General features: G+C 38.0%; 24 protein-coding genes. 8 read left to right on the forward strand and 16 right to left on the reverse strand.

The features are described 5' to 3' along the window. Positions 1-7: 7 nt before the first annotated feature. Both secA and secM read right to left on the reverse strand, forming a co-directional pair. Positions 8-2716: a preprotein translocase subunit SecA gene (gene secA / locus O1Q81_RS09585; RefSeq protein ID WP_386697353.1), complete on the reverse strand. Its 2709-nt coding sequence runs from the start codon at positions 2714-2716 to the stop codon at positions 8-10. Between the two features lie 75 nt (positions 2717-2791). Then, on the reverse strand, positions 2792-3094 hold the full coding sequence (secM, locus tag O1Q81_RS09590) for a secA translation cis-regulator SecM (RefSeq protein WP_386687334.1): 303 nt from the start codon (positions 3092-3094) through the stop codon (positions 2792-2794). A 94-nt stretch (positions 3095-3188) separates the two neighbouring features. Between secM and O1Q81_RS09595 the strand changes: the two genes are divergently transcribed. Next, complete coding sequence (locus tag O1Q81_RS09595; protein ID WP_386694737.1) at positions 3189-3509, forward strand: DciA family protein; 321 nt, start codon at positions 3189-3191, stop codon at positions 3507-3509. Positions 3510-3544: 35 nt separating this feature from the next. Here O1Q81_RS09595 and O1Q81_RS09600 read toward each other — a convergent pair whose 3' ends face one another. The 6 genes from O1Q81_RS09600 to fadR form a co-directional block, all read right to left on the reverse strand. Beyond that, entirely contained in the window at positions 3545-5032 is a 1488-nt protein-coding gene (locus O1Q81_RS09600) for a nicotinate phosphoribosyltransferase (protein WP_386697354.1), read from the reverse strand. 114 nt (positions 5033-5146) lie between these two features. Beyond that, positions 5147-6004, reverse strand: coding sequence for a Dam family site-specific DNA-(adenine-N6)-methyltransferase (locus O1Q81_RS09605; protein WP_386697356.1), 858 nt, complete (start codon positions 6002-6004; stop codon positions 5147-5149). 17 nt (positions 6005-6021) lie between these two features. Further along, positions 6022-7110 (reverse strand): 3-dehydroquinate synthase, encoded by a 1089-nt coding sequence (gene aroB / locus O1Q81_RS09610; protein WP_386697358.1) that lies wholly within the window; start codon positions 7108-7110, stop codon positions 6022-6024. A 30-nt stretch (positions 7111-7140) separates the two neighbouring features. Continuing rightward, entirely contained in the window at positions 7141-7668 is a 528-nt protein-coding gene (gene aroK, locus O1Q81_RS09615) for a shikimate kinase AroK (protein WP_386687344.1), read from the reverse strand. A 167-nt stretch (positions 7669-7835) separates the two neighbouring features. Next, positions 7836-8729, reverse strand: coding sequence for a site-specific tyrosine recombinase XerD (gene xerD / locus O1Q81_RS09620; RefSeq protein WP_386687346.1), 894 nt, complete (start codon positions 8727-8729; stop codon positions 7836-7838). Between the two features lie 19 nt (positions 8730-8748). After that, complete coding sequence (fadR, locus tag O1Q81_RS09625) at positions 8749-9474, reverse strand: fatty acid metabolism transcriptional regulator FadR (protein ID WP_386697359.1); 726 nt, start codon at positions 9472-9474, stop codon at positions 8749-8751. A gap of 150 nt (positions 9475-9624) precedes the next feature. On the opposite strand from fadR, the gene nhaB reads away from it, so the two are divergent. Beyond that, positions 9625-11193, forward strand: a complete 1569-nt coding sequence (nhaB, locus tag O1Q81_RS09630; RefSeq protein ID WP_386694744.1) for a sodium/proton antiporter NhaB — start codon at positions 9625-9627, stop codon at positions 11191-11193. Positions 11194-11215: 22 nt separating this feature from the next. Then, on the forward strand, positions 11216-11755 hold the full coding sequence (gene dsbB, locus O1Q81_RS09635; protein WP_386697361.1) for a disulfide bond formation protein DsbB: 540 nt from the start codon (positions 11216-11218) through the stop codon (positions 11753-11755). Positions 11756-11821: 66 nt separating this feature from the next. Here dsbB and O1Q81_RS09640 read toward each other — a convergent pair whose 3' ends face one another. After that, positions 11822-14419, reverse strand: a complete 2598-nt coding sequence (locus O1Q81_RS09640) for a penicillin-binding protein 1A (RefSeq protein WP_386697363.1) — start codon at positions 14417-14419, stop codon at positions 11822-11824. Positions 14420-14536: 117 nt separating this feature from the next. Between O1Q81_RS09640 and O1Q81_RS09645 the strand changes: the two genes are divergently transcribed. From O1Q81_RS09645 to O1Q81_RS09665, 5 genes are read left to right on the forward strand one after another with little or no spacing between them, the layout of a single operon-like run. Next, positions 14537-15352 carry a hypothetical protein gene (locus tag O1Q81_RS09645; protein ID WP_386697366.1) on the forward strand — a complete coding sequence of 272 codons (816 nt, stop codon included), beginning with the start codon at positions 14537-14539 and terminating at the stop codon, positions 15350-15352. Further along, complete coding sequence (locus tag O1Q81_RS09650; RefSeq protein WP_386687358.1) at positions 15342-15890, forward strand: hypothetical protein; 549 nt, start codon at positions 15342-15344, stop codon at positions 15888-15890. The genes O1Q81_RS09645 and O1Q81_RS09650 overlap by 11 nt, the downstream gene beginning before the upstream one ends. Further along, positions 15868-16407 (forward strand): competence protein, encoded by a 540-nt coding sequence (locus O1Q81_RS09655; RefSeq protein WP_386694753.1) that lies wholly within the window; start codon positions 15868-15870, stop codon positions 16405-16407. The genes O1Q81_RS09650 and O1Q81_RS09655 overlap by 23 nt, the downstream gene beginning before the upstream one ends. A 1-nt stretch (position 16408) precedes the next feature. Then, positions 16409-16798, forward strand: coding sequence for a hypothetical protein (locus O1Q81_RS09660; protein ID WP_386697368.1), 390 nt, complete (start codon positions 16409-16411; stop codon positions 16796-16798). Positions 16799-16807: 9 nt separating this feature from the next. After that, positions 16808-18208, forward strand: coding sequence for a type IV pilus secretin PilQ (locus O1Q81_RS09665; protein WP_386697371.1), 1401 nt, complete (start codon positions 16808-16810; stop codon positions 18206-18208). Positions 18209-18246: 38 nt separating this feature from the next. Here the strand turns inward: O1Q81_RS09665 and acpP are convergent, their stop codons facing one another. The 7 genes from acpP to yceD form a co-directional block, all read right to left on the reverse strand. Beyond that, complete coding sequence (gene acpP / locus O1Q81_RS09670) at positions 18247-18477, reverse strand: acyl carrier protein (RefSeq protein WP_115637124.1); 231 nt, start codon at positions 18475-18477, stop codon at positions 18247-18249. A 238-nt stretch (positions 18478-18715) separates the two neighbouring features. Then, complete coding sequence (fabG, locus tag O1Q81_RS09675; RefSeq protein ID WP_386687367.1) at positions 18716-19444, reverse strand: 3-oxoacyl-ACP reductase FabG; 729 nt, start codon at positions 19442-19444, stop codon at positions 18716-18718. Between the two features lie 20 nt (positions 19445-19464). Next, positions 19465-20406: an ACP S-malonyltransferase gene (gene fabD / locus O1Q81_RS09680; protein WP_386697374.1), complete on the reverse strand. Its 942-nt coding sequence runs from the start codon at positions 20404-20406 to the stop codon at positions 19465-19467. Between the two features lie 50 nt (positions 20407-20456). Then, positions 20457-21407 carry a beta-ketoacyl-ACP synthase III gene (locus O1Q81_RS09685; RefSeq protein WP_386694760.1) on the reverse strand — a complete coding sequence of 317 codons (951 nt, stop codon included), beginning with the start codon at positions 21405-21407 and terminating at the stop codon, positions 20457-20459. A 41-nt stretch (positions 21408-21448) separates the two neighbouring features. Further along, complete coding sequence (gene plsX, locus O1Q81_RS09690; protein ID WP_386687373.1) at positions 21449-22468, reverse strand: phosphate acyltransferase PlsX; 1020 nt, start codon at positions 22466-22468, stop codon at positions 21449-21451. Positions 22469-22489: 21 nt separating this feature from the next. Then, the gene (gene rpmF, locus O1Q81_RS09695) at positions 22490-22660 is read right to left on the reverse strand and encodes a 50S ribosomal protein L32 (protein ID WP_132302023.1); all 171 of its coding nucleotides are present in this window, start codon (positions 22658-22660) and stop codon (positions 22490-22492) included. A 17-nt stretch (positions 22661-22677) separates the two neighbouring features. After that, on the reverse strand, positions 22678-23202 hold the full coding sequence (yceD, locus tag O1Q81_RS09700) for a 23S rRNA accumulation protein YceD (RefSeq protein WP_386687375.1): 525 nt from the start codon (positions 23200-23202) through the stop codon (positions 22678-22680). Between the last annotated feature and the right edge of the window lie 102 nt (positions 23203-23304).

The raw sequence follows: 23304 nt of genomic DNA on the forward strand, positions 1-23304 counted from the left end.
TTAGAAATTAAGCGTGGCTAGCCCGATTACCATGACAATGTTTATATTTCTTGCCCGAACCACAAGGACAAGGTTCATTACGACCGATTTTGCGTTCGCTTTCAGCCATAGCAACCTGCTCGTTCACTTCTTCAGTTGCTCCGTTGTATTCTCTCGCTTCGGCTTGACGCTCTGCCATTTGTTGTTGCTGTTGTTGAGCTTGCTCTACTTCTTCAGCAGAACGTACTTGTACACGGCTTAAGGTTTTCACTACACTCATTTTCAACGCATCTAGCATTTCAGTAAACATGGCAAAAGATTCTTTTTTATACTCTTGTTTTGGATCTTTTTGTGCATAACTACGTAAATGAATACCTTGACGTAAACGATCCATGGCGGCTAAATGTTCTTTCCAAAGTTCATCAAGGGTTTGTAACATGATGCCTTTTTCAAAATTACGCATGGTTTCTTCGCCCACCATCTGCTCTTTACGTTGATATTCATTCACCGCAGATTCCACCACTCTTTCACGCAGAGTATCTTCATTAAATTGATTATCTTCTTCTAACCATTGTTGAATCGGTAAATCCAAGGCAAAGTCTTGACGTAAACGTGTTTCTAGGGCTGGAATATCCCATTGTTCTTCCAAAGATTGCGGTGGAACATATTCATCAATCACAGCGTTAAACACATCAGATCGAATCGCAGCAATGGCTTCGGATACATCTCCGTTATCTAATAGCTCATTACGTTGAGCATAAATTGCATGACGTTGATCGTTCGCTACATCATCATATTGCAATAGGTTTTTACGTCCATCAAAGTTATAGGCTTCTACTTTCGCTTGAGCCGATGCAATGACTTTCGCCAATAATTTCGATTCCATAGCTTCGCCTTGTGTACTAAAGGCTTTACGCATCATATTCAATTTACCTTCATTTAAATAAATCCGCATTAACGCATCATCTAATGATAGGTAAAAACGAGATGAACCTGGATCACCTTGACGACCTGAACGACCACGCAACTGGTTGTCAATACGGCGTGATTCATGGCGTTCTGTACCAATAATATGTAACCCCCCCGCTTGCATCACAATATCATGACGTTGTTGCCAAGCTGATTTAATGGCTTCAATCTGTTCTGGAGTTGGATTTTCTAATTTATCAATTTCCGCTTTCCAGTTACCGCCTAACACGATATCCGTACCACGCCCAGCCATGTTTGTCGCTATGGTAACAGCCCCTGGATAACCTGCGTTTGCCACAATTTCTGCTTCTTGAGCATGGAATTTGGCATTTAACACATTATGCGGAATACCTGCTTTTTTCAGTTCTTTTGATAGCAATTCAGATTTCTCAATAGACACAGTTCCCACCAAAACAGGCTGTTGACGTGCCACACAATCTTTGATGTCTTCAATAATCGCATCAAATTTATATTGCTCAGTTTCAAACATCACATCAGTACGGTCATCACGGATCATTGGACGATTGGTCGGGATAACCACGGTTTCTAAGCCATAAATTTGTTGAAATTCAAATGCTTCTGTATCTGCCGTCCCCGTCATACCCGCCAATTTTTCGTATAAACGGAAATAGTTTTGGTAGGTAATAGAAGCAACAGTTTGGTTTTCCCCTTGAATTTTCACACCCTCTTTGGCTTCAATCGCTTGATGCAAACCGTCAGACCAACGGCGACCTGCCATAGTCCGCCCCGTGTGTTCGTCCACAATCACAATCTCACCATCTTTCACCACATAATCTACGTCTTTTTGGAATAAGGTATGTGCACGTAATGCCGCATTAATATGATGTACCAAACCTAAACGTTGTGGCGAATACAGGCTCTCATTTTCGCCCATTAAACCTTGCTCAATCAGCCATTGCTCACATTTTTCTTGACCCCGTTCGGTCATATTCACTTGCTTGTGTTTCAAGTCTAAGGAATAATCCCCTTCGCCTTGAAATTCATCACTATCTTCTTTCTCTTGTTCAATCAGAATTGGAACTAATTTATTGATAGCAATATATAATTCAGAACTATCTTCGGCTGGACCTGAAATAATTAACGGTGTACGTGCTTCATCAATTAAAATGGAATCCACTTCATCGACTAAGGCATAATGTAATGGACGTTGAAAACGTTCTGCTGCTGAATGTGCCAAATTATCTCGCAAATAGTCAAAGCCCAATTCACTGTTAGTGGCATAAGTAATATCCGCTTGATAGGCTTCACGTTTTACTTCTGGCGGCAAGCCTGGCACATTGACCGCAACGGTCATACCTAAAAATTCAAATAATGGACGGTTAGTTTCCGCATCACGACGAGCCAAATAATCATTTACCGTCACAACATGAACACCTTTACCTGTCAAGGCATTCAAATAACAAGGTAAAGTGGCAGTTAAGGTTTTCCCTTCCCCCGTACGCATTTCCGCAATATTACGATCAGTTAACACCATACCGCCCACTAATTGCACATCAAACGGACGCATACCAAGGGTTCGTTTACAGGCTTCTCGCACCGTAGCAAAGGCTTCGGGTAATAATTGTTCTAGGGTTTCGCCTTGGCTCAAACGTTGACGAAACTCAGCAGTTTTTGACCGCAGTTCATCATCACTCAAGGCTTCAAAGGCAGGTTCTAACGCATTGATTTTTTTAACTTGTTTATTTAAACGGCGTAATACACGCTCATTTCGACTACCAAAAATTTTGGTCGCAATAGTACTTAACATAATTCTGTTTCTCTTAATAAAAAATATTGAGCCTTTGTTTATATCAAAAGCGGGAAAATAAAGATAAATCAAAAATTATGCGAAAGGGCTACCACGAATAGGGGCATATTCGGCAAAAACCTTTGCCACAAAGTGCGGTGTAAATTTAACAAATTTTTTCGAAATCACAGCAGGTTGTGCAGGATAAGTGAGAGATAGATTTTGCTGTTTAATTTGATAAATCGCACGCAACACTTGCTGTTGATTAGATTGATTTTGATATTCTTGCGGATACTCGTTTATGCGATCCGTCACCTGAACATCAGGCAAAGCAAAAATCGCAATCATACTAACCAGTAATTGCGACCAAAAATTGTGCTTACCCTTTGTTAAAATCATTATTCTCTGTTATCTCATAAAAAATTAGTCAAATTATACCGAAAATCCGTTAGAATGTCGTTAAATATATGGGTGATTGACGAGAAAACAAGCTATGACACAAAAACGCTATCAAAAAGCCGTAAATATCAAGGATCTATTAAATACCTCCGAGCTTGCCAAAATAATGAAAAAAGGCTTATTTATTAATGAATTAAATAAAAAGTTAGAAAAACGCTTCCCCCCCCAGTTCAAGGGATTGTATCGTCTGGCAAATTTCACTGAGAATAGTCTAAATATTGAAGTTACCAACGCAATGGTGCGACAAGGTTTGTTATTTCATCAAAATGAATTGCTACAGTACGTTCAGCAAGATATGCCAGAAATTACACAATTAAAATTTACTATCAATCCTGAGTTAAACAAAACAAACTAAAGTGCGATATTTCACACCGCACTTTGCCCTCTCATTTACTCATCAAACATCGCATGCTGACGAATTTGGTCAAAATCAGTATGATTATGTAATTTACCGTTTTCGAAAATAAGCTGTAATTTATCATCGCTAAAATCACTTTCTGCGGTTAAACCATCAATATAATGATCTAAATCCAGCACCTTAACGCGTCCCCGTTGGGATTTTTTTAAGCCATTATCCGTTTTGGGAGCTTTAAAAATCGCTTTTTCTACACCATTAATGGTAATTGAAGTGGCTTTTACTGCAAAACCTAAGGTATCTCTGGTGTTACTTTGGTAAGTGCGAGAACCGACACCGAATACAATATTACTTGAAGCAAAACCTTTTTCTTTCAATCCATTAAGAATATTCACCATTTTCTCAAAGTTTACGCCGTCACCATAAATTACGCCAATATGCGGATCTAAAACTTTATAGCCTTTACTATTCAGCGTGCCACCGAAAATATCCCATAGGCTTTCCACTAGCCCTTTGCGTTCTACCTCGGTTTCAGCTTGTAAATTGCCACATAAAATATCCATGGCATCACCACTATCAGGGCGGATCACAACACGAGCGTGTTCAGGGCGAGCCATTATTTCATCTTTCAGAATAGGTAAATTTACCGCAATGTTATGCCAAAAATCTGTGGTATCTGCCACGATAGACAGCATATTATTGGGAAATTTTGCCATTAAATAACGAAAAGTTGGCAATTCATCTACACCATGGGAACTCATCACTGAATGTTCACTGGCGGGAATAGAGGTGCCAACTAATACTTGGCTACCATAATAATAATCTACATAAGAAATGGCTGGAATAGTGTCTGTCCCTAAAAACGCAGTTAAATGTCCAGCACCTGATGTTTCGGCACTTTCTAAGGAACTCATACCACGCATGGAAAAATCATGGGATTGAAAAGCAATATGTGCGTTGTTATCACAGGTTTGTTTGGCATATTGCAATAAGGTTTTTCGATAAACTCTCGCAATCGAAGCGGAGGTAATTGGTTGCCATAAGGATACATTAATCAAGGTTTCCACATAGTTTGTCAACCAGAAAAAATCCTTATGGGTATTTTCAATCGTCATCATCGGCACTCGCATTGCTACGGAAAGCCCCTCGGGAATAGCTTTAATGCGTAATGGTAAATAACCTAGATCATGTAATTGAGCAATATGTTCGCCTGTGGTTTGAATGGCTAAAGTGCGGTGAATAAATTCAATATATTCGTCAACTACCTGCTGTTTTGGACGAGCAAAAAAGTTTTGGTTAAAATAATTTATCAGATATTTAACAATAAATGCTTGAAAACCAAAGGAAACTGCTCTATCCAAATGTGGAGCTAAGTGATTGCTGCGAGGTGTAAAAGTGCTATAAATAATTTCAGAGTGTTCAGGATATTGTTCACGATGTGATACTTTATAAAAATCGCAAAGTAACATAGGTATCGCAGTGGCTGGTTGTAAATAGGGTGCTGGATATTGGTTATGTATCATAAAACTCTCCTTAAGTATCGTCTTACAATACAAATTGTATCAAATTTAGCCACAATAGGAAATATATATTACAAATTTACGCTAATAATACATAAACTAAATATTTTGTAATATTTATTTTACCTTAAAAAAAGCAATAATTTCCCCAACTTTCACTCGACTAGCAGATTGATGACTAATAGAACGTTGAACGCGAATTTTCCGTAAACTTGCTCCTTTATAAATTTGTCGGATAAATTTAGTATCATGATTAGAAATCAGCACGGGGATATTTCGCTCTGTTTGGGTTTGTTTGGCTAAATCCGCTAACGCTTGTTGATGTACTACGCTAAAATCATTGCCTGAATACTGGGTGAAATTACTCGCTTGTACTAAAGGGGCATAAGGTGGATCACAATAGATCACTGAATTTTCGTCAGCCAAAGCAAAGGTTTGTTGAAAATCTCCGCAAATAAACACCGCACTTTTTGCTTTCTCAGCAAAATAACGCATTTCTTGTTCGGGGAAATAGTGATTTTTATACGAACCAAAGGGGACATTAAATTCATTTCTAGCATTGTAACGGCATAAACCGTTAAAGCCAAAACGGTTTAAATAAACAAATAATACCGAGCGTAAGAAAGGATCAGTCGATTGATTAAATTCATCACGCCGTGCATAATAATAGCTGGCAGTGTTAGCATCTGGGTGAAAAAAAATCGGTTTTAGGCTATCTATGTAGTTTTCAACATCAGCTTTAATGGTATTGAACAGGTTAATCAGATCTGGATTAATATCCGCTAAAATATAACGTTCAAATTGGCTATTCAGAAACACCGATCCAGCCCCGACAAAAGGCTCAATAAGACATTGTTTACGTTTTGGCAACAGGCGATTAATGTCATCGGTTAAGCGGTATTTTCCTCCCGCCCATTTTAAAAAGGAACGATATTTTTTGACCTCTTTAACTGATTTTTTCGCCTGTTTTGCCATATTTATAGGAAAAAAGATTAATTGGTTTGAGTACAAGCAGAAATTGCAGCCAACACTAAAGATTTATCAGTGTCTGTTTCTACATAGGCTTGTCCTAGAGTTTTTAATAATACAAGGCGAAGTTTGCCAGCTAACACTTTTTTATCACGCATCATGTGAGGTAAATAATCTTCTGGCTGCATTGTGTCAGGGCTAACAGTGGGTAAATTGGCTCGAGCTAATAATTTTTCTAAACGCCCTACCTCAGCTTTGCTGATATGACCCAGTTGCTCGGATAAAGCAGCAGCCATCATCATTCCTGCGGCAATCGCTTCACCATGTAACCAATTACCATAGCCTAAATGGGTTTCAATGGCATGCCCGAATGTATGCCCCAGATTTAATAAGGCACGGTCGCCTTTTTCTGTTTCATCACGAGCCACAACATCGGCTTTGATTTGACAACAGCGAGCTATACAATATTGCAATTCATCTTGTTTTAATGCCACTAGCTGATCAATGTGTTGTTCCAACCAATCAAAAAACGCTAAATCTAAAATTGCCCCGTATTTAATGACTTCCGCCAAACCCGCATTAACTTCTCGTTTTGGCAACGTATTTAGGGTTAAAGTATCAATAATCACGGTGATCGGTTGATAAAATGCTCCGATCATATTTTTACCTAACGGGTGATTGACGGCTGTTTTTCCTCCCACGGAAGAATCGACTTGAGCCAATAAGGTAGTAGGAATTTGAATAAATTTAATGCCACGTTGATAGCTGGCTGCCGCATAACCAGCAACATCACCAATTACACCACCACCCAACGCAATCAATGTGGTATCTCGTCCATGATTTTGTTTTAAAAGTGCGGTGAAAATTAAATCTAAAGATTGTAAAGTTTTGTATTTTTCACCGTCAGGCAATAATACTGAACTCACGTTACAACCGATTTTTTCTAGGGTTTGCGTAACTGTCGCTAAATATAAAGGTGCGATAGTTTCATTGCTGACGATCATTACTTTATCACCTGATTTCAACGGATAAACGGTAGGATCTTTTAGCAAATTCTCGCCAATGCAAATTGGATAGCGGCGTTCTTTTAATTCAACATTGACAGTCAACATATTGCACCTATTAAATTGTTTTAAAAATGATTAACCTTGGAAATTATCAATCAAATCAATAATTTGATTAGCCATCAATTTCGCACTTTGCTCATCAGTTGGCAAGACAATATCTGCCACCTCTTCATATAATGGATTACGCACTTCGGCTAAATCTTCCAGAACTTGACGAACATCATCGACCCCTTGTAGTAAAGGACGTTTCTTATCACGCTGAGTTCGTTCATATTGTTTATCTACCGTTGTTTGTAGATAAATAACGATACCACGCGCAGAGAGATGATTACGTGTATCTTTAGAAAGCACTGCCCCACCCCCCGTTGAGAGTACAATGCCTTGCCGTTGCGTTAATTCGCTAATAATCCGTTCTTCACGCTTACGAAAACCTGCTTCGCCTTCAATATCAAAAATCCAGCCAATATCAGCCCCTGCCCGAGCTTCAATTTCATTATCGGAATCAACAAATTCCATACTTAGTTGCTGTGCCAACTGGCGACCAATAGTGCTTTTCCCTGCGCCCATTGGACCGACTAAAAAAATATTACGTTTTTCTGCCATTGTTATTCTTTTCATCTATTATTAAAGTAAAAAATTAATCCAATATCGTAAAAATTATCAACGATAAAAAAGGATCACCAAAACTGTGGAATTATCGCAATAAATGCCCTATGTTTTCAACCTTAAAGCGAAATTTATTTTATGTTTTGCGTATTTTCTCCACATTATTAACCACGAGGGTGGAATTTTTCATGTAAAAGTTTCAACCGTTCTTTCGCCACATGAGTATAAATTTGTGTAGTTGATAGATCACTATGCCCAAGTAACATTTGCACTACCCGAAGATCTGCCCCATGATTGACTAAATGCGTAGCAAAAGCATGACGCAGAACATGAGGTGAAAGACTTTCGGTATTAATTTCTGCTAAAATCGCATAATGTTTAATCCTATGCCAGAAAGTTTGCCGAGTCATTTGCACTGCTCTTTTACTTGGAAAAACCACATCTGAACTCTGTCCATTCAATAACATCGGGCGACCATATAACACAAATTGATTCACCCAATAACTCGCTTCTTCACCCATAGGCACAATACGTTCTTTATTACCTTTACCAATCACTCGCACTACACCTTGCTGTAAACTGATATTATCCATAGTTAAAGAAACTAATTCGGTAACTCGCAAGCCTGTCGCATACAATAACTCCAACATGGCTTTATCACGTAATTCTAGTGGTTCATCGGTACTAGGGCATTCCAGTAAATCCCCCACTTGCTCTTCACTTAAATATTTCGGTAAACGACTTGGCAATTTGGGAGAACTTAACACGGCACTGGGGTCATCTTGGCGATATTGTTCTCGATACAAATATTGAAATAATTTCCGCATGGCACTGAGTAAACGAGCTGTACTGGTTGCTTTATAGCCCTTTTCCACACGTTCACCGAGAAATTGTTGTAAATGAACTGCATCTAATTCAAGCAAGGTTAGTGCTTGCTGCACAGACCAATCAGAAAGTGCGGTTAAATCAAGGCGGTAGGATTGAATAGTATTATCCGACAAGCCTTTTTCTAACCACAGTTCATTTAAAAATAATTCAATAAGTGCGGTGTCTTTCATGGTTGTTTTTTAAGTGAAATTACAAACCAAAATCTTCAGGTAAATTCTTCAAAATATCTATCCAAATCACACTATTACGTTCTCGATGCTGTGCCAAGCAAGTGGCGACTTGTTCACAGTCTTTCATCTCGCAAGCCTGTTGTAAAGATTGATAAAACATAAAAGCCATTTGGCGATAAAGAGGATTAACAAAAAATAACTTTGCTACTTGATGATACATTTGTTTAAAACTGTTTAAGATTAAGCCATAAACGGGTTTATTCGCAATAAAAGTAAATTGACGGAATAAATAATAATCAAATTCCGCATAGGATTGAGCATCATCTTCAAGTTCATTTAACTTTTCGAATACTTTCAAGGATTCTTCAGGGTTCATTTGAACGGCTTCTGGAATATAATATTCCGCCATTCTAGTACGTAATGACACTACATTAGAAATAATAGTTGGCATCACACCACGATCGAGCTGAATAATCGTACTAATAATATTTGGTCCTCCCGTTTCCCAAATATCATTCACATGAGTGGGTTTGCCATGTTGGATACTGAGCCAACCCTCACGGGCTAACCGTTGTAAAACTTCACGTAGGGTTGTGCGAGTTACCCCAATTTTATCTGCTAACTCACGTTCTGCGGGTAAATCTGATCCAGCAGGGAAACGATTGTTCCAAATACTTTGCACAATATATTCTTCTGCTAATGCTGCAGGACTTTGTGCTTTTAATAATAATTGTTGATTTGTCATATTTAGGTACTTTTCTTTAACGTAGATCAAAAAAATTCTCAAATAAGAGTGAATATACTGGCAATTTTTTTATTTACAGGTAAAAATAACAACCTATTATCAGTTTAAACCAACAGATATGCAAAGCATATTTTAAAAGGATGTATTTATATGAATTATGTTCAAGCATTTATGAATAACTTTTTGGGTAAAAGCCCAAACTGGTATAAAGTTACCATTGTAGTATTTTTGCTCATCAATCCTGTAATATTTTGGGTCAATCCTTTTATTGCTGGTTGGTTACTAGTGGTAGAATTTATTTTCACCTTAGCCATGGCATTAAAATGTTATCCGTTACAACCTGGTGGTATGCTAGCGATTGAAGCTATTACCATAGGAATGACCAGCCCAGAACATGTTAAAGCCGAAATTATGGCGAATTTTGAAGTTATCCTGTTACTAATGTTTATGGTAGCAGGTATTTACTTCATGAAACAATTATTACTTTATGTTTTCACCAAATTATTACTCAGAATCCATTCTAAAATCACTTTATCTGTTTCTTTCTGTTTAAGTGCGGCATTTCTTTCCGCTTTCTTAGACGCCTTAACCGTTATCGCTGTAATTATTAGCGTTGGTATGGGATTTTATGGAGTTTATCACAAAGTTGCCTCAGGTGCATCTTTTGAAGATTCTACCGACATCACTAATGATGATAAAATTAGCAATAACAACCGTACCCTTGATGAATTTCGAGCTTTCTTACGTAGCTTATTAATGCACGCAGCAGTCGGAACAGCATTAGGTGGAGTAATGACCATGGTTGGTGAACCACAAAACTTAATTATTGCGGAACAATCTGGTTGGAAATTTGTAGAATTTTTCTTACGTATGGGACCTGTTACCGTTCCAGTCCTAATCTGTGGTATTTTAACTTGTATTCTAGTAGAAAAATTCCGCTTATTCGGTTATGGTGCTAGATTGCCACGTAAAGTCTGGTCCGTATTAGCAAAATACGACCGTAACCAAGAAATGAAAATGACATCACAAGATAAAGTCAAATTATTGGTACAAATTTTTGTTGGTATCTGGTTAATCCTTGGTTTAGCTTTCCATTTAGCCGCTGTTGGTCTAATTGGTTTAAGCGTCATTATTTTGACCACTGCTTATTGTGGAGTAACAAGCGAACACGAGCTAGGACGAGCTTTCCAAGAATCGTTACCTTTCACCGCTTTATTAGTAGTATTTTTCTCCATTGTTGCTGTGATTATCGACCAACACTTATTTGCTCCACTGATTCACTTTGTACTCAATGCAGCGGAAAATGTACAATTACTGCTATTCTATGTGTTCAATGGCTTATTATCTGCTATCTCGGATAATGTTTTCGTAGCAACGGTTTATATCAATGAAGCCAAACAGGCATTAATGGAAAATTCAATTTCAGCACAACAATTTGAACTCCTCGCCGTCGCCATTAATACTGGTACAAACTTGCCATCCGTTGCCACACCAAACGGACAAGCTGCATTCTTATTCCTATTAACCTCTTCACTTGCCCCGCTAATTCGTTTATCCTATGGTAGAATGGTCTATATGGCATTACCTTACACCATTGTTTTAACGATTGTCGGTCTAATTAGCGTAGAATATTTTCTACCAGGTGTAACACAATGGTTAATGAATGCTGGTTTAATTGGAAGTCCACACATTCCACTTGAACCAGTTATTGCACACTAATAACTTGTAAAAGGGAAATTAAATGCTTAATTATATTAAAGTGCTGTCAAACAAAAGAACAATTTGGTTATTATTATTTATCTCTGCATTTTGTTTAGAATTGACCGCACTTTATTTTCAACACGGCTTGGGATTAAATCCCTGTGTGATGTGCATTTATGAACGTGTTGCATTATTTGGCATTCTATTTGCTGGCTTAATCGGTTTACTCGCTCCACGCTTTACCTTGATGCGATTACTCGCCCTAGTATTTGGCTTATGGGGAGCGATTAAAGGTTTATTACTTTCGATTAAGCACCTCAACTACCAACTTAATCCAAACCCTTGGGATCAATGCCCTGTCACCGTAGAATTTCCCAATACCTTGCCACTAGATAGATGGTTCCCTGAAATATTCCATCCGACAGGGCTGTGTAGTGAAATTAACTGGACATTTCTAGGTTTTACAATGGTGCAATGGTTGGTATTTATTTTTGCGGTTTATAGTATTATCTTTGCTGTGATATTACTCAGTCAATTTCTAGGTGGTCGAATAAAGAATCACCGCAGATTATTTCACTAACTGATACAAAAAAGTGCGGTGTAAAAAATTTATCTTTTTTACACCGCACTTGCTATTTAACTTCAACTAAAACAACTCTTGCCGACCATTTGGCGTATCCACTGGTGGTAAATGACTACCATTTGGATTATTAAACCGTTCCATTACCGCTGGTGGTACATAATAGCCTTTTTCCTGTATAAAGGCTCGTTTTGGTTCTGTGCCTTTAATAAAATATTCCACTCTACCACCACTTGCTGAGAGTAAGCCTGAACCAGTGTCAATTTGTTTTTCTACAATATTTGGTGGTACTACAGTTTCTCTTTCAGGAATATCTTGCAAGCTGGTCTTCATATAAGCAATCCAAGCTGGCATGGCACTACTTGCCCCTGCTTCCCCTTTACCGAGATTACGCTTATTATCATCAAAACCAATATATACTGTAGTAGTAATATTCGCCCCAAATCCAGCATACCAAGCTACTTTAGAATTGTTGGTAGTCCCTGTTTTTCCGCCAATATCTTGACGTTTAATTTCATTCGCCATACGCCAACTAGTACCTTTCCAGCCTAAGCCTTTCTCACCGAAAATAGCTGTGTTTAACGCACTACGAATCAAGAAAGCCAACTCCCCACTAATAACACGAGGGGCATATTGCACTTGTGAATTTTGGGTTTTACTTTCTGTCATAAAACTCAATTCATCTTCCTTTAACTTACCATCTTTCCCTGCTAATTCTGGGTTATCGTCTGATACATCAATATCTTCGGGATCAACATTCGCCACATTATCCCGTGCTAATGCCCCATTTTCTAACGCTTGGGTATTGACTTGGAAACCATCAATTTTCTCGTTGGTTGTACCATAAATTACTGGAATATCATCACAACTCATACAAGCAATTTTCGGATTTGCTACAAAAATTTCTTTGCCTGTATTATCCAATACTTTTTCGACTAAATAAGGATCAATTAAGAAACCACCATTGTCAAACACGGCATAGGCTCTTGCCATATCTAATGGAGTGAAAGATGCCGCCCCTAAGGCAAGAGATTCACTAGCAAAATATTGCTCTCGCTTAAAACCAAATCGCTCTAAGAATTCAGCGGTAAAAGGGACACCTGCCATTTGAATGGTGCGAATCGCAATCATATTTTTTGACTGACCTAACCCCACACGTAATCGCATTGGACCGTCATAACGATCAGGTGAATTTTTGGGTTTCCATTCCTTTTGACCCGCTTTCTTAATCACAATCGGACTATCTTGTAATACACTAGATAAGGTTAAGCCCTTTTCTAACCCTGCCGCATAAATAAAGGGTTTAATGGTTGAGCCGACTTGAACTAAAGATTGCGTAGCACGATTAAATTTACTTTGTTCAAAACTAAATCCACCGACAATGGCTTCAATCGCTCCATTATCACTATTTAATGCCACCAACGCAGAATTCACTTCAGGAATTTGCCCTAAAACCCAGTCACCATTATCACGTTTACGCACCCAAATTTGTTCACCTGTTTTTGGTGCCTTACTACCCACCCAACTCATTGCAGAATTTGCTAACGTGATATTATCGCCAGAACTAAGTAATAATTTAGCCCCTTCCTTACCAGTAGAAAGCACTGCAGCTGGCACAAAAGGTTCGGAGTTTGGCAATTTACGTAATTCATCAATAATTTTCTCTGGATCCCATGCCTTATCACCTTTCCCCCATAACATCACACCGCCACGATAACCATGTCTTATATCATAGGCAATCACATTATCACGCACCGCTTTTTGGGCTTGATATTGATCCTGAGATAACACCGTAGTATAAACTTTGTAACCCCGATTATAAGAAACATCTTCGCCATAGCGTTTCACCATTTCTTGTCGCACCATTTCGGTCACATAATCCGCACGGAAATCTAATTGAGCCCCGTGGTATTTAGCCACTACAGGTTCTTGAATAGCCGTATTATATTCTTCTTGAGTAATAAATTTGGTTTCTAACATCCGCCCTAACACTAGATTACGGCGATCAGTAGCACGTTTTAAGGAATATAAAGGATTCATTGTAGATGGAGCTTTTGGTAAACCCGCAATAACCGCCATTTCAGATAAAGATAATTCATTCAGACTCTTACCAAAATAGGTTTTAGCTGCCGCTGCCACACCATAGGATCGATAACCAAGATAGATTTTATTTAAATACAACTCTAAAATTTCTTCTTTAGTTAAGGCATTTTCAATTTCAATCGCCAACACGGCTTCTTTAACCTTACGAATTAAAGTTTTTTCAGGCGTTAAAAAGAAGTTCCGAGCTAACTGTTGGGTGATGGTACTTGCCCCTTGTGATGCACCACCATTACTAATAGCCACCGATACTGCTCGAGCAATCCCCACGGGATCCACTCCATGATGTTCATAAAAACGGCTATCTTCAGTGGCAATAATGGCGTTAATTAACTGTTTTGGTACATCCGCTAATTTCACTGGAATACGGCGTTGTTCTCCCACTTCACCAATTAATTTACCGTCTGCCGTATAAATTTGCATCGGTTGTTGTAATTCCACTGTCTTTAAACTTTCTACATCTGGCAACCCCGATTTAATATGCATATAGCCCAAACCGACCAAAACACAACCTAATATGACCATTGTGAGTAAGGTACTTAATATTAATTTTGCGATCTTCATTCCAAAATTTACTCTTAATTAATGTGTTAATACATTTTTTCGATAATACTCTAGTCTAATAGTATAAAGATTAACACCCTTAAGCGAAAGTAAAAAATAGCAATAAAAGGATGACAAATGGGAAAATTAATTAAAAGAAATACCACTATCCATGTGGGAATATGGCTTACTCAGCATTATTTTGAATTAGTTTGGTTTAATCAAGATAAAGTGGAGAATAATTCACCGCACTTTTGTCGTGTCGATATTAATGCACCCAATACCATTAGCTCAACCTTATTCGAACAAATTTCAAACCAAATGGAAATTCAACGACCGCTAGAAATCAAATGGGTAACAGCCATATTGCCACACCAAGTTTGGTTTAAAAGTTTACTCTTACAACATCATCTAAACGAGAGTGAATGCGATCACCAATGCCGTTATACACTAGAAAATGAATTGCCGATTCCCCTTGATGATCTTTGGTTTGATTATATAACCCAGCCCTTAAAGCAAGGACTACGTTTGGATATTTTTGCCGTTCGGAAAATCGTAGCACAAAGTTTATTGATACAGTTTCTACCCTTAAACATTAAGGTGTTAGATACAGTTGTGAGCTGTCTATACAGAGCCTTTTGCTATACGCTACAAACTACGCCATCAAATCATAGTTTACTTATCTACCAAGATGAACAAAACACCATTTTATTTCGTCAAACACAGCAAGAATGGCAAATTATATCCCATCCCTCACAAGCTAATTTAATCGAGCTATATCAGCTATTTGCACAACGTTACCAGCAAAAAATCGATGATATTTGGCTATATTCACAAGCTGAAAATATCCAGTTTCATGAGAAATATCAACGAATAACATCTGATATACCACTTATCGCATTAGGTGCATCACTTTGGCAAAAAAACTGGCAACAAAATGAAAATGGCTATTAATTTATTGCCTTGGCGTTTGGAATTACATCAACAACGTAGTCGTCAAGAATTATGGCGACTCGCTTTGTTGATCATATTGATAATGTTAAGTTATTTCGGTTTAACCCAATTTGCCGATTATTATCAACTGCAATATGCAGAACAATTACAAAAACGACAAAGTATTCAGCAACAGTTGAATCAAGTAGAACAGAAAATCATGCAATTTCAGCAACGATTACAGCGTAATGGCAAGCAAAGTGCGGTGGAAATTCCATCAAATTTTGTGGACGTTTTATTTCAGTTACTGTCTGAATTGCCGATTGAACAAGGTGAACTCCAAATACTACAATTTTCTGCCAGCCAATTCACCTTACAAGGTAAAGCACACGATCAAGCAGAATTTGAACAAATCCATCAATTTTTTAAACAACATCCACAAATCAATCAACTAAAACTTTCACAATTTTCACCGCAGTCTGACGGTACTTTACAATTTGAGTTTCAGTTGCAATTCATTAATATGGAGAACCCAAATGCACTGGACGATACTGAATAATCCTGAGAATTTGTGGGGAAAGTGGCTTAAACTTTCCTATGGTAAACACCTTATCAGCTTTATCCTATTAGGGATAGTTGTCTTATATTTTCCGTTATTTCAAGGGATATCCCATTATTATTTATTCACCCAAACCGAACAACAAACTATCCATATTCAACAGGATCTTGAGCATAAACAACAACTATTACAAGGTATTAAACAACAAATGGAACAACATTTACTAACCCCTGAATTAGCCAATCAGTTACCGCCAATCAATCAAACGGTACAACAGTTATCTGGCACGTTACAATTTGAAAATCATCAATGGATCTTTAATCAAAAGCCACAATTAACCTTGCATATACAAGGTTATTTTAGCGATCTAACCCATTTTATCACCACACTTTTAGCTCAACACAATGCGTTACACTTGGTATCACTACAAATTCGTAAAGCGGAAAATATTGATTATTCCATTGAAAGTGATGTTATCTTCCAATTAAACTTCACTCAACATCAGAGAGAAAAATAAAATGTTAACAAAAATAACCAGCCTCATTATTGCCTTATTTTGCTCAGTTGCTCTAGCCAAAACGGATCCATTTGATAAAAATCAACGTACTCAGGAGGTGGTTCAATCTGACGACACAGCAAAAACTCAAACTGCCCAATGTTTACAAAAACACGCCAATATCATACCTAAAACCCCCTTTAACCAATTAACGCTTATCGGCATTTTACTGTTCAAAGATAGAAAACAAATTTTACTGCAAAATAAAAACGGTGAGATTGATAGTGCCAAAGAACATGATTTAATTGGCATAGACAGTTATCAACTACAAAATATCAACAAAACACAAGCCGAATTCTTAACTTGGAAAGCGGATTGTAGTGCTGGTGAAGTAATCATTTTAAAATTATAGGAATAACCAATGAACACCTTGATTTATCTATTAAAGTTTAGCCTAAAGTGCGGTTTAGTTTGGGCTATTTTTTTCACCAGCAGTTATGCTGAACAACCCTCCGATCTCACTTTTTCAATTCGATTAAAACAAGCACCATTGGTAGCCACCTTGCAACAGCTCGCATTAGAACAAAATGCGAATTTAATTATCAATGATGAACTCACAGGAACCTTATCCTTACAATTAGAAAATACCACGCTCGATCAATTATTTCACTCGGTGGCAAAAATTAAAAATCTCTCCCTGATTAAAGAAAAAGGAATTTATTATCTGAATCAAGAAAATATTGCAGCAAACGATGGGGCAGGTGATTTTCCTGCAATGTCTGATATATCTGCCCCAGTCATAGAACCACTACATACTGCAACCCTTAAATTGCATTTTGCTAAAGCCTCAGAAGTGATGAAATCTTTAACTACGGGGAATGGATCTTTATTGTCTGGGGAAGGTAGCATTAGCTTTGATGATCGCAGTAATTTATTAATTGTGAAAGACAATGCTCAGTCCATTAAAAATATTCGCAAGTTAGTCAAAGAGTTAGATAAACCGATAGAACAAATTGCGATTGAAGCTCGCATTGTTACCATTACAGATGAAAGTTTACAAGAATTAGGGGTTCGTTGGGGATTATTCGATCCAACTAGCAGTTCACACAAAGTGGCAGGAAGCCTTGCTGCCAATGGTTTTAGCAATATTGCAGATAATTTAAATGTGAATTTCGGAGCAGTCAATACCCCTGCTGGTTCGTTGGCATTACAAGTGGCAAAAATTAATGGGCGTTTATTAGATTTAGAATTAACCGCACTTGAGCGAGAAAATAACGTCAAAATTATTGCCAGCCCCAAATTACTTACCACTAACAAAAAATCAGCGAGCATTAAACAAGGTACTGAAATCCCTTATGTATCGACCAACGAAAAAAGCGGTTCGCAAAATGTAGAATTTCGTGAAGCCGTATTAGGCTTAGAAGTAACTCCCCATATTTCACAAGATAATGCCATTTTGTTGGATCTTATCGTCAGCCAAAATTCGCCTGGAGCAGCAGTACAATCTGGTGAGGGAGAGGTGATCACCATTGATAAACAAGAAATTAACACGCAAGTATTTGCCAAAGATGGCGAAACCATTGTATTAGGTGGTGTATTTCAAGATACATTAAGTAAAGGTGTCGATAAAGTCCCTGTATTAGGTGATATTCCTGTGGTAAAACATCTATTCCGTAAACAAAATGATAAACACCAGAAACGAGAATTAGTCATTTTTGTTACCCCACATATTTTAAAACAAGGACAATCTATTCAAGATTTTGAGAAGAGTCGCCAGAAAGACAACAAAATTGTCGAAAGCAGAGGGAAGTTAATTGAATAGAAAAAATTTAGGCGGTTATTAAAACCGCCTAAAAGAAATTATTGATTGTTTTGAACGTAATCAATCGCAGATTGAACAGTGGTAATTTTCTCAGCTTCTTCATCAGGAATTTCAATATCAAATTCTTCTTCTAAAGCCATTACTAATTCAACGGTATCTAAAGAATCTGCACCTAAATCTTCAATAAATGAAGCTTCAGATTTTACTTCTTCTTCCTTAACACCTAATTGTTCAACAATGATTTTTTTTACGCGTTCTTCAATGCTCATTTTTGTTTCCTATTGTAATTTACCTAAATGGTGAGAGTTGTTAGTTTATGGATTTTTACAAAACTTGCAAGTGTTTTATTACAGGTCAAACCGCAAAAACCCTATACAATTAGGCTAATTCTACCATTAAGAAAAGAGTTTGGCTAGATAAAAACCATTCAAAATGGAAAAAGTAGGCAAAATTGGAGTGTGTTTTCTTCGCTTACTTTCTTTTGCTCATGCAAAAGAAAGTAAGAAACTAAGCCATGTACATTCCACCATTAACGTGCAATGTATTTCCTGTAATATAACCCGCATCATCAGATGCCAAAAATGCTACTGCTTTCGCAATATCTTTCGGATCACCTAAACGACCAGCAGGCACCGCAGCAAGCGTAACGGCTTTTTGCTCTTCAGTTAGAGCTTCTGTCATATCTGTTGCAATAAAACCAGGTGCTACCACATTTACCGTAATACCACGCGAAGCGACTTCTTTAGCTAATGCTTTACTAAAACCGATTAAGCCTGCTTTAGCTGCACAGTAATTTGTTTGCCCAGCATTGCCCATTGAACCCACCACAGAACCAATGGTAATAATCCGCCCAAAGCGTTTTTTCATCATGGAACGTAGCATCGCTTTAGATAAATAGAACACAGAGGTTAAGTTGGTTTGTAAAATATCAAACCATTCTTCGTCTTTCATTCGCATTAACAGATTATCACGTGTAATCCCTGCATTATTGACTAAAATATCAATGTCACCATGTTCTGCTTTAATTTTTGCTAGAACCTCTTCTATTGAGTTTTGATCTGCCACATTTAATACCAGACCTTTACCTTGCTCACCTAAATAAGCGGAAATACTTTCAGCCCCTTTTTCAGATGTAGCTGTACCAATAACAAATGCACCTTTGCTAACCAATTCTTCAGCAATAGCTTTACCAATACCACGAGTTGCCCCAGTGACTAATGCGATTTTACCTTGCATAATTTCTCCTTTTAATTTTATTAAGCCAATAGCTCTTTTACGCTTTCTAATGATTTCACATCATTGACTGCTATCGCTGCAAGATCTTTGACAATGCGGCTTGTTAAGCCAGTTAATACTTTATTTGGTCCAATTTCTACTAAGACTTCTACACCACCGCTTTTTACCATTTTTTCTACACTTTCCGTCCAGCGTACTGGGCTATAAAGTTGGCGTACAAGTGCGGTGCGAATAGCTGAACTTTCGTTTTCGGTTTTGACATCAACGTTATTAATCACTGGGATAATAGGCGATTTTACCGCAATACTTTCTAAAGCAACGGCTAATTGATCAGCAGCTGGTTTCATTAATGCACAATGTGATGGCACACTCACCGCTAAAGGTAAGGCACGTTTTGCACCTGCTTCTTTACACGCCACAGCTGCACGCTCAACCGCTGCTTTCGAACCAGCAATCACTACTTGTCCTGGTGAGTTAAAGTTCACCGCAGAAACCACTTCACCCTGTTCCGCTGCCTTACACGCATTGATAATACTGTCATTATCTAATCCGATAATCGCATACATTGCTCCCGTCCCCTCAGGTACGGCTTGTTGCATTAACCGACCACGTAATTCCACCAGTTTGATTGCATCTTGGAAATCTATTGCTTCAGCACAAACTAATGCCGAATATTCACCCAAACTGTGTCCTGCCATAAGGTCTGGTTTTAGATCAGGATATTGTTGTTGCCAAACACGATAAATTGCCACAGAAGCGGCAAGTAAAGCAGGTTGGGTTTGCCAAGTTTTGTTTAATTCTTCTGCGGAACCTTGCTGAACTAATTGCCATAAATCATAACCAAGCACTTCTGAAGCCTGTTTAAACGTTTGTTCTACTACAGGAAATGCGGTGGCTAATTCCGCTAACATTCCTACACTTTGCGAACCTTGACCGGGGAAAACCATTGCAAATTTTTTCATTTTTCTTTCCTTCTCTAAAAAATTCTAAAAAAACACCGCACTTTTTACAGTTAGTAACGCACTAAAGCCGAACCCCAAGTCCAACCACCACCAAAGGCTTCAAGCAATAAAAGCTGACCGCGTTGAATACGTCCATCACGAATTGCTTCGTCTAAAGCGGTTGGCACTGTTGCCGCACTGGTATTAGCATATTTATCAAGCGTTACCACCACTTGCGACATATCCATTTCTAATTTTTTTGCCGTTGCTGAAATAATGCGTAGATTAGCTTGATGTGGCACTAACCAGTCAATAGCAGATTTATCTAAATTATTTGCTCTCAAAGTTTCTTCTACCACATTAGCCAATTCTCGCACGGCTAATTTAAAGGTTTCGTTACCTTGCATTTGAATAAAACCCGATTTTTCATCACCACGATTAGATTGCGGTAATAATAAGGTTTCATGGTGATCAGGGCTAGAATGTAAATGGCTAGATATAATACCTTGTTGTTCACTAGCTTCTAAAATCACTGCACCTGCACCATCACCAAATAAAATCACTGTACCACGATCAGTTTCATCTAAATTACGCGAATTAAGATCTGAACCAATGACTAGGGCTTTTTTTACTTGCCCAGTGCGAATAAATTGGTCTGCTACCGTTAAAGCATACACAAACCCTGTACAAGCCGCTGCAACATCAAAAGCAATAGCATCATCAATGTCTAATAGGGTTTGAATTTGGCATGCAGCACTGGGATAAGCATGTGAATTTGTAGTTGTCCCCACTACGATTAAATCAATATCATTAGGATCAAGATTTACCTGTTCAAGTGCCTTTTGAGCGGCTTGATACCCCATTGTAGCAACGGTTTCATCTGCCCCTGCAATACGGCGTTCTCTAATACCTGAACGAGTAACAATCCATTCGTCAGAGGTATCCACCATTTTTTCTAAATCGGCGTTAGTTCTAACTTGTTGTGGTAAATAACTACCAGTGCTTAAAATTCGACTATACATAGTTTTCTCATTATCTTTTATAATTTGTTAATCTTTTAAGGCTAATATTTTTCTAATCCAGCTAAAATTTTCTGTGGAATTTGTTGGCGAACCTGTAATGCCGCATCTTTAATTGCATTATAAAATGCCTCTACATTGGCACTACCGTGGCTTTTCACCACCACGGAAGTTAATCCAATTAAAGATGCCCCATTGTATTGATCAGGATTAATACTTTTTAAGCGTTGGTAACTATCTTTAAATAATCGACTCATCAACCAATTAAATAACGGTTTTAATAAATGATTACGTGATTTTCCCTTTAGTAAACCAATCACATTTTTCGCCGCCCCCTCAAGGGTCTTTAACGCAATATTACCAGCAAAACCATCACTCACAATCACATCAGCATTGCCATTGAGTAAATAATTGCCCTCAATAAAACCAATATAATTAAGTGCGGTGTCTTTTTCCAACATTTCTGCGGCAACGCGAATGGATTGATGACCTTTAATTGCTTCTACACCAATATTTAATAAAGCAATTCGTGGATATACTAAGTTTAACTGATTTTCAGCAAAAATCGATCCCATTAAGGCAAATTGATATAAATTTTCTGCATCACAATCAATATTTGCTCCAAGATCTAACATTACCGACCGCTTACCATCAATGGTAGGCAATAATGCCAGTAACGCTGGACGCTGAATTCCCTTTAAAGGTTGTAAAATGACTTTCGATAAACCCATTAATGCTGCGGTATTTCCAGCACTAACACACCCTTGTGCCTCCCCTTTTTGCACGGCTTCAATCGCTAATCGCATCGAACTTCCCCTACTATGACGTAAGGCATAGGTTAAACCTTGATCATTCTCAATTTGATGCGAGGTATGATAAATAGTTAGACGTTCAACTAATGCTTTCGGAGCATTGACGAGAAAAGGAGCAATCTGTTGGCTATCGCCAAACAATAGCAAAGATAGCATTGGATCATTTTCCAATGCTTTCAACGATGCGGGGATAGTAATACGGGGACCAATGTCCCCGCCCATCACATCTAACGCAAGGGTTAGACGACTCAAGTTATTACCTTATAACAGCAATTACTTATTAATCACTTTACGACCACGGTAGAAACCGTCAGCAGTAACGTGATGACGTAAATGAGTTTCACCACTTGCTTTATCAACTGATACTGCAGCAGTAGTCAAGGCATCGTGAGAGCGACGCATATCACGACGTGAACGAGATTTTTTATTTTGTTGAACAGCCACGGGCTTATCTCCTAAATTTACTTTTGCTTTAAACTAGCTAATACAGAGAACGGGTTCGGTTTTTTTGCCAATTCTTCTGGCAATTCACCAAATACCTGTTCCGCTACGGACACTTCACAGTGTTCAGATGAATGCATTGGAACGATAGGTAAAGACAAAATAAATTCATCTTCAATCGTACCAAGTAAATCTATTTCACCAAATTCATTAAATTCAATTGGTTCATAAATTTCGGGTAATTCATCGGCTCGATCCAAATTAGCCACTGGGCTATAACAGAAATCACAGCTTAGTGTTTGTACAAAAGGTTGTTCACAACGTTGACACTCGAGTTCGACATCAACTGTTGCATGACCTTTCATTACTACCAACTTTTGCGGATCAATGAAAAACGATAATGTCACCAGTGCATCACCAAGCACTTTTACTACAGACTCATTCAGACGTTCAAGCTGACTAGTGGCATAATAGCCATCATAATCAAGTCTTCGTTGGGCATCTTTAACAGGATCTGTCGTTAGGGGTAGTTTTACCTTTTGCATAGGGTGCGAATATTACCTTTTGATCGCCAATTAGTCAAAGAAAATTATCATTTTTTCTGCGAAAAGTCGATAATCTAATGAAAATTTAATTTAATTGTATCT

It is taken from the genome of Lonepinella sp. MS14436 (assembly GCF_042470565.1).
GTDB lineage: Bacteria > Pseudomonadota > Gammaproteobacteria > Enterobacterales > Pasteurellaceae > Lonepinella.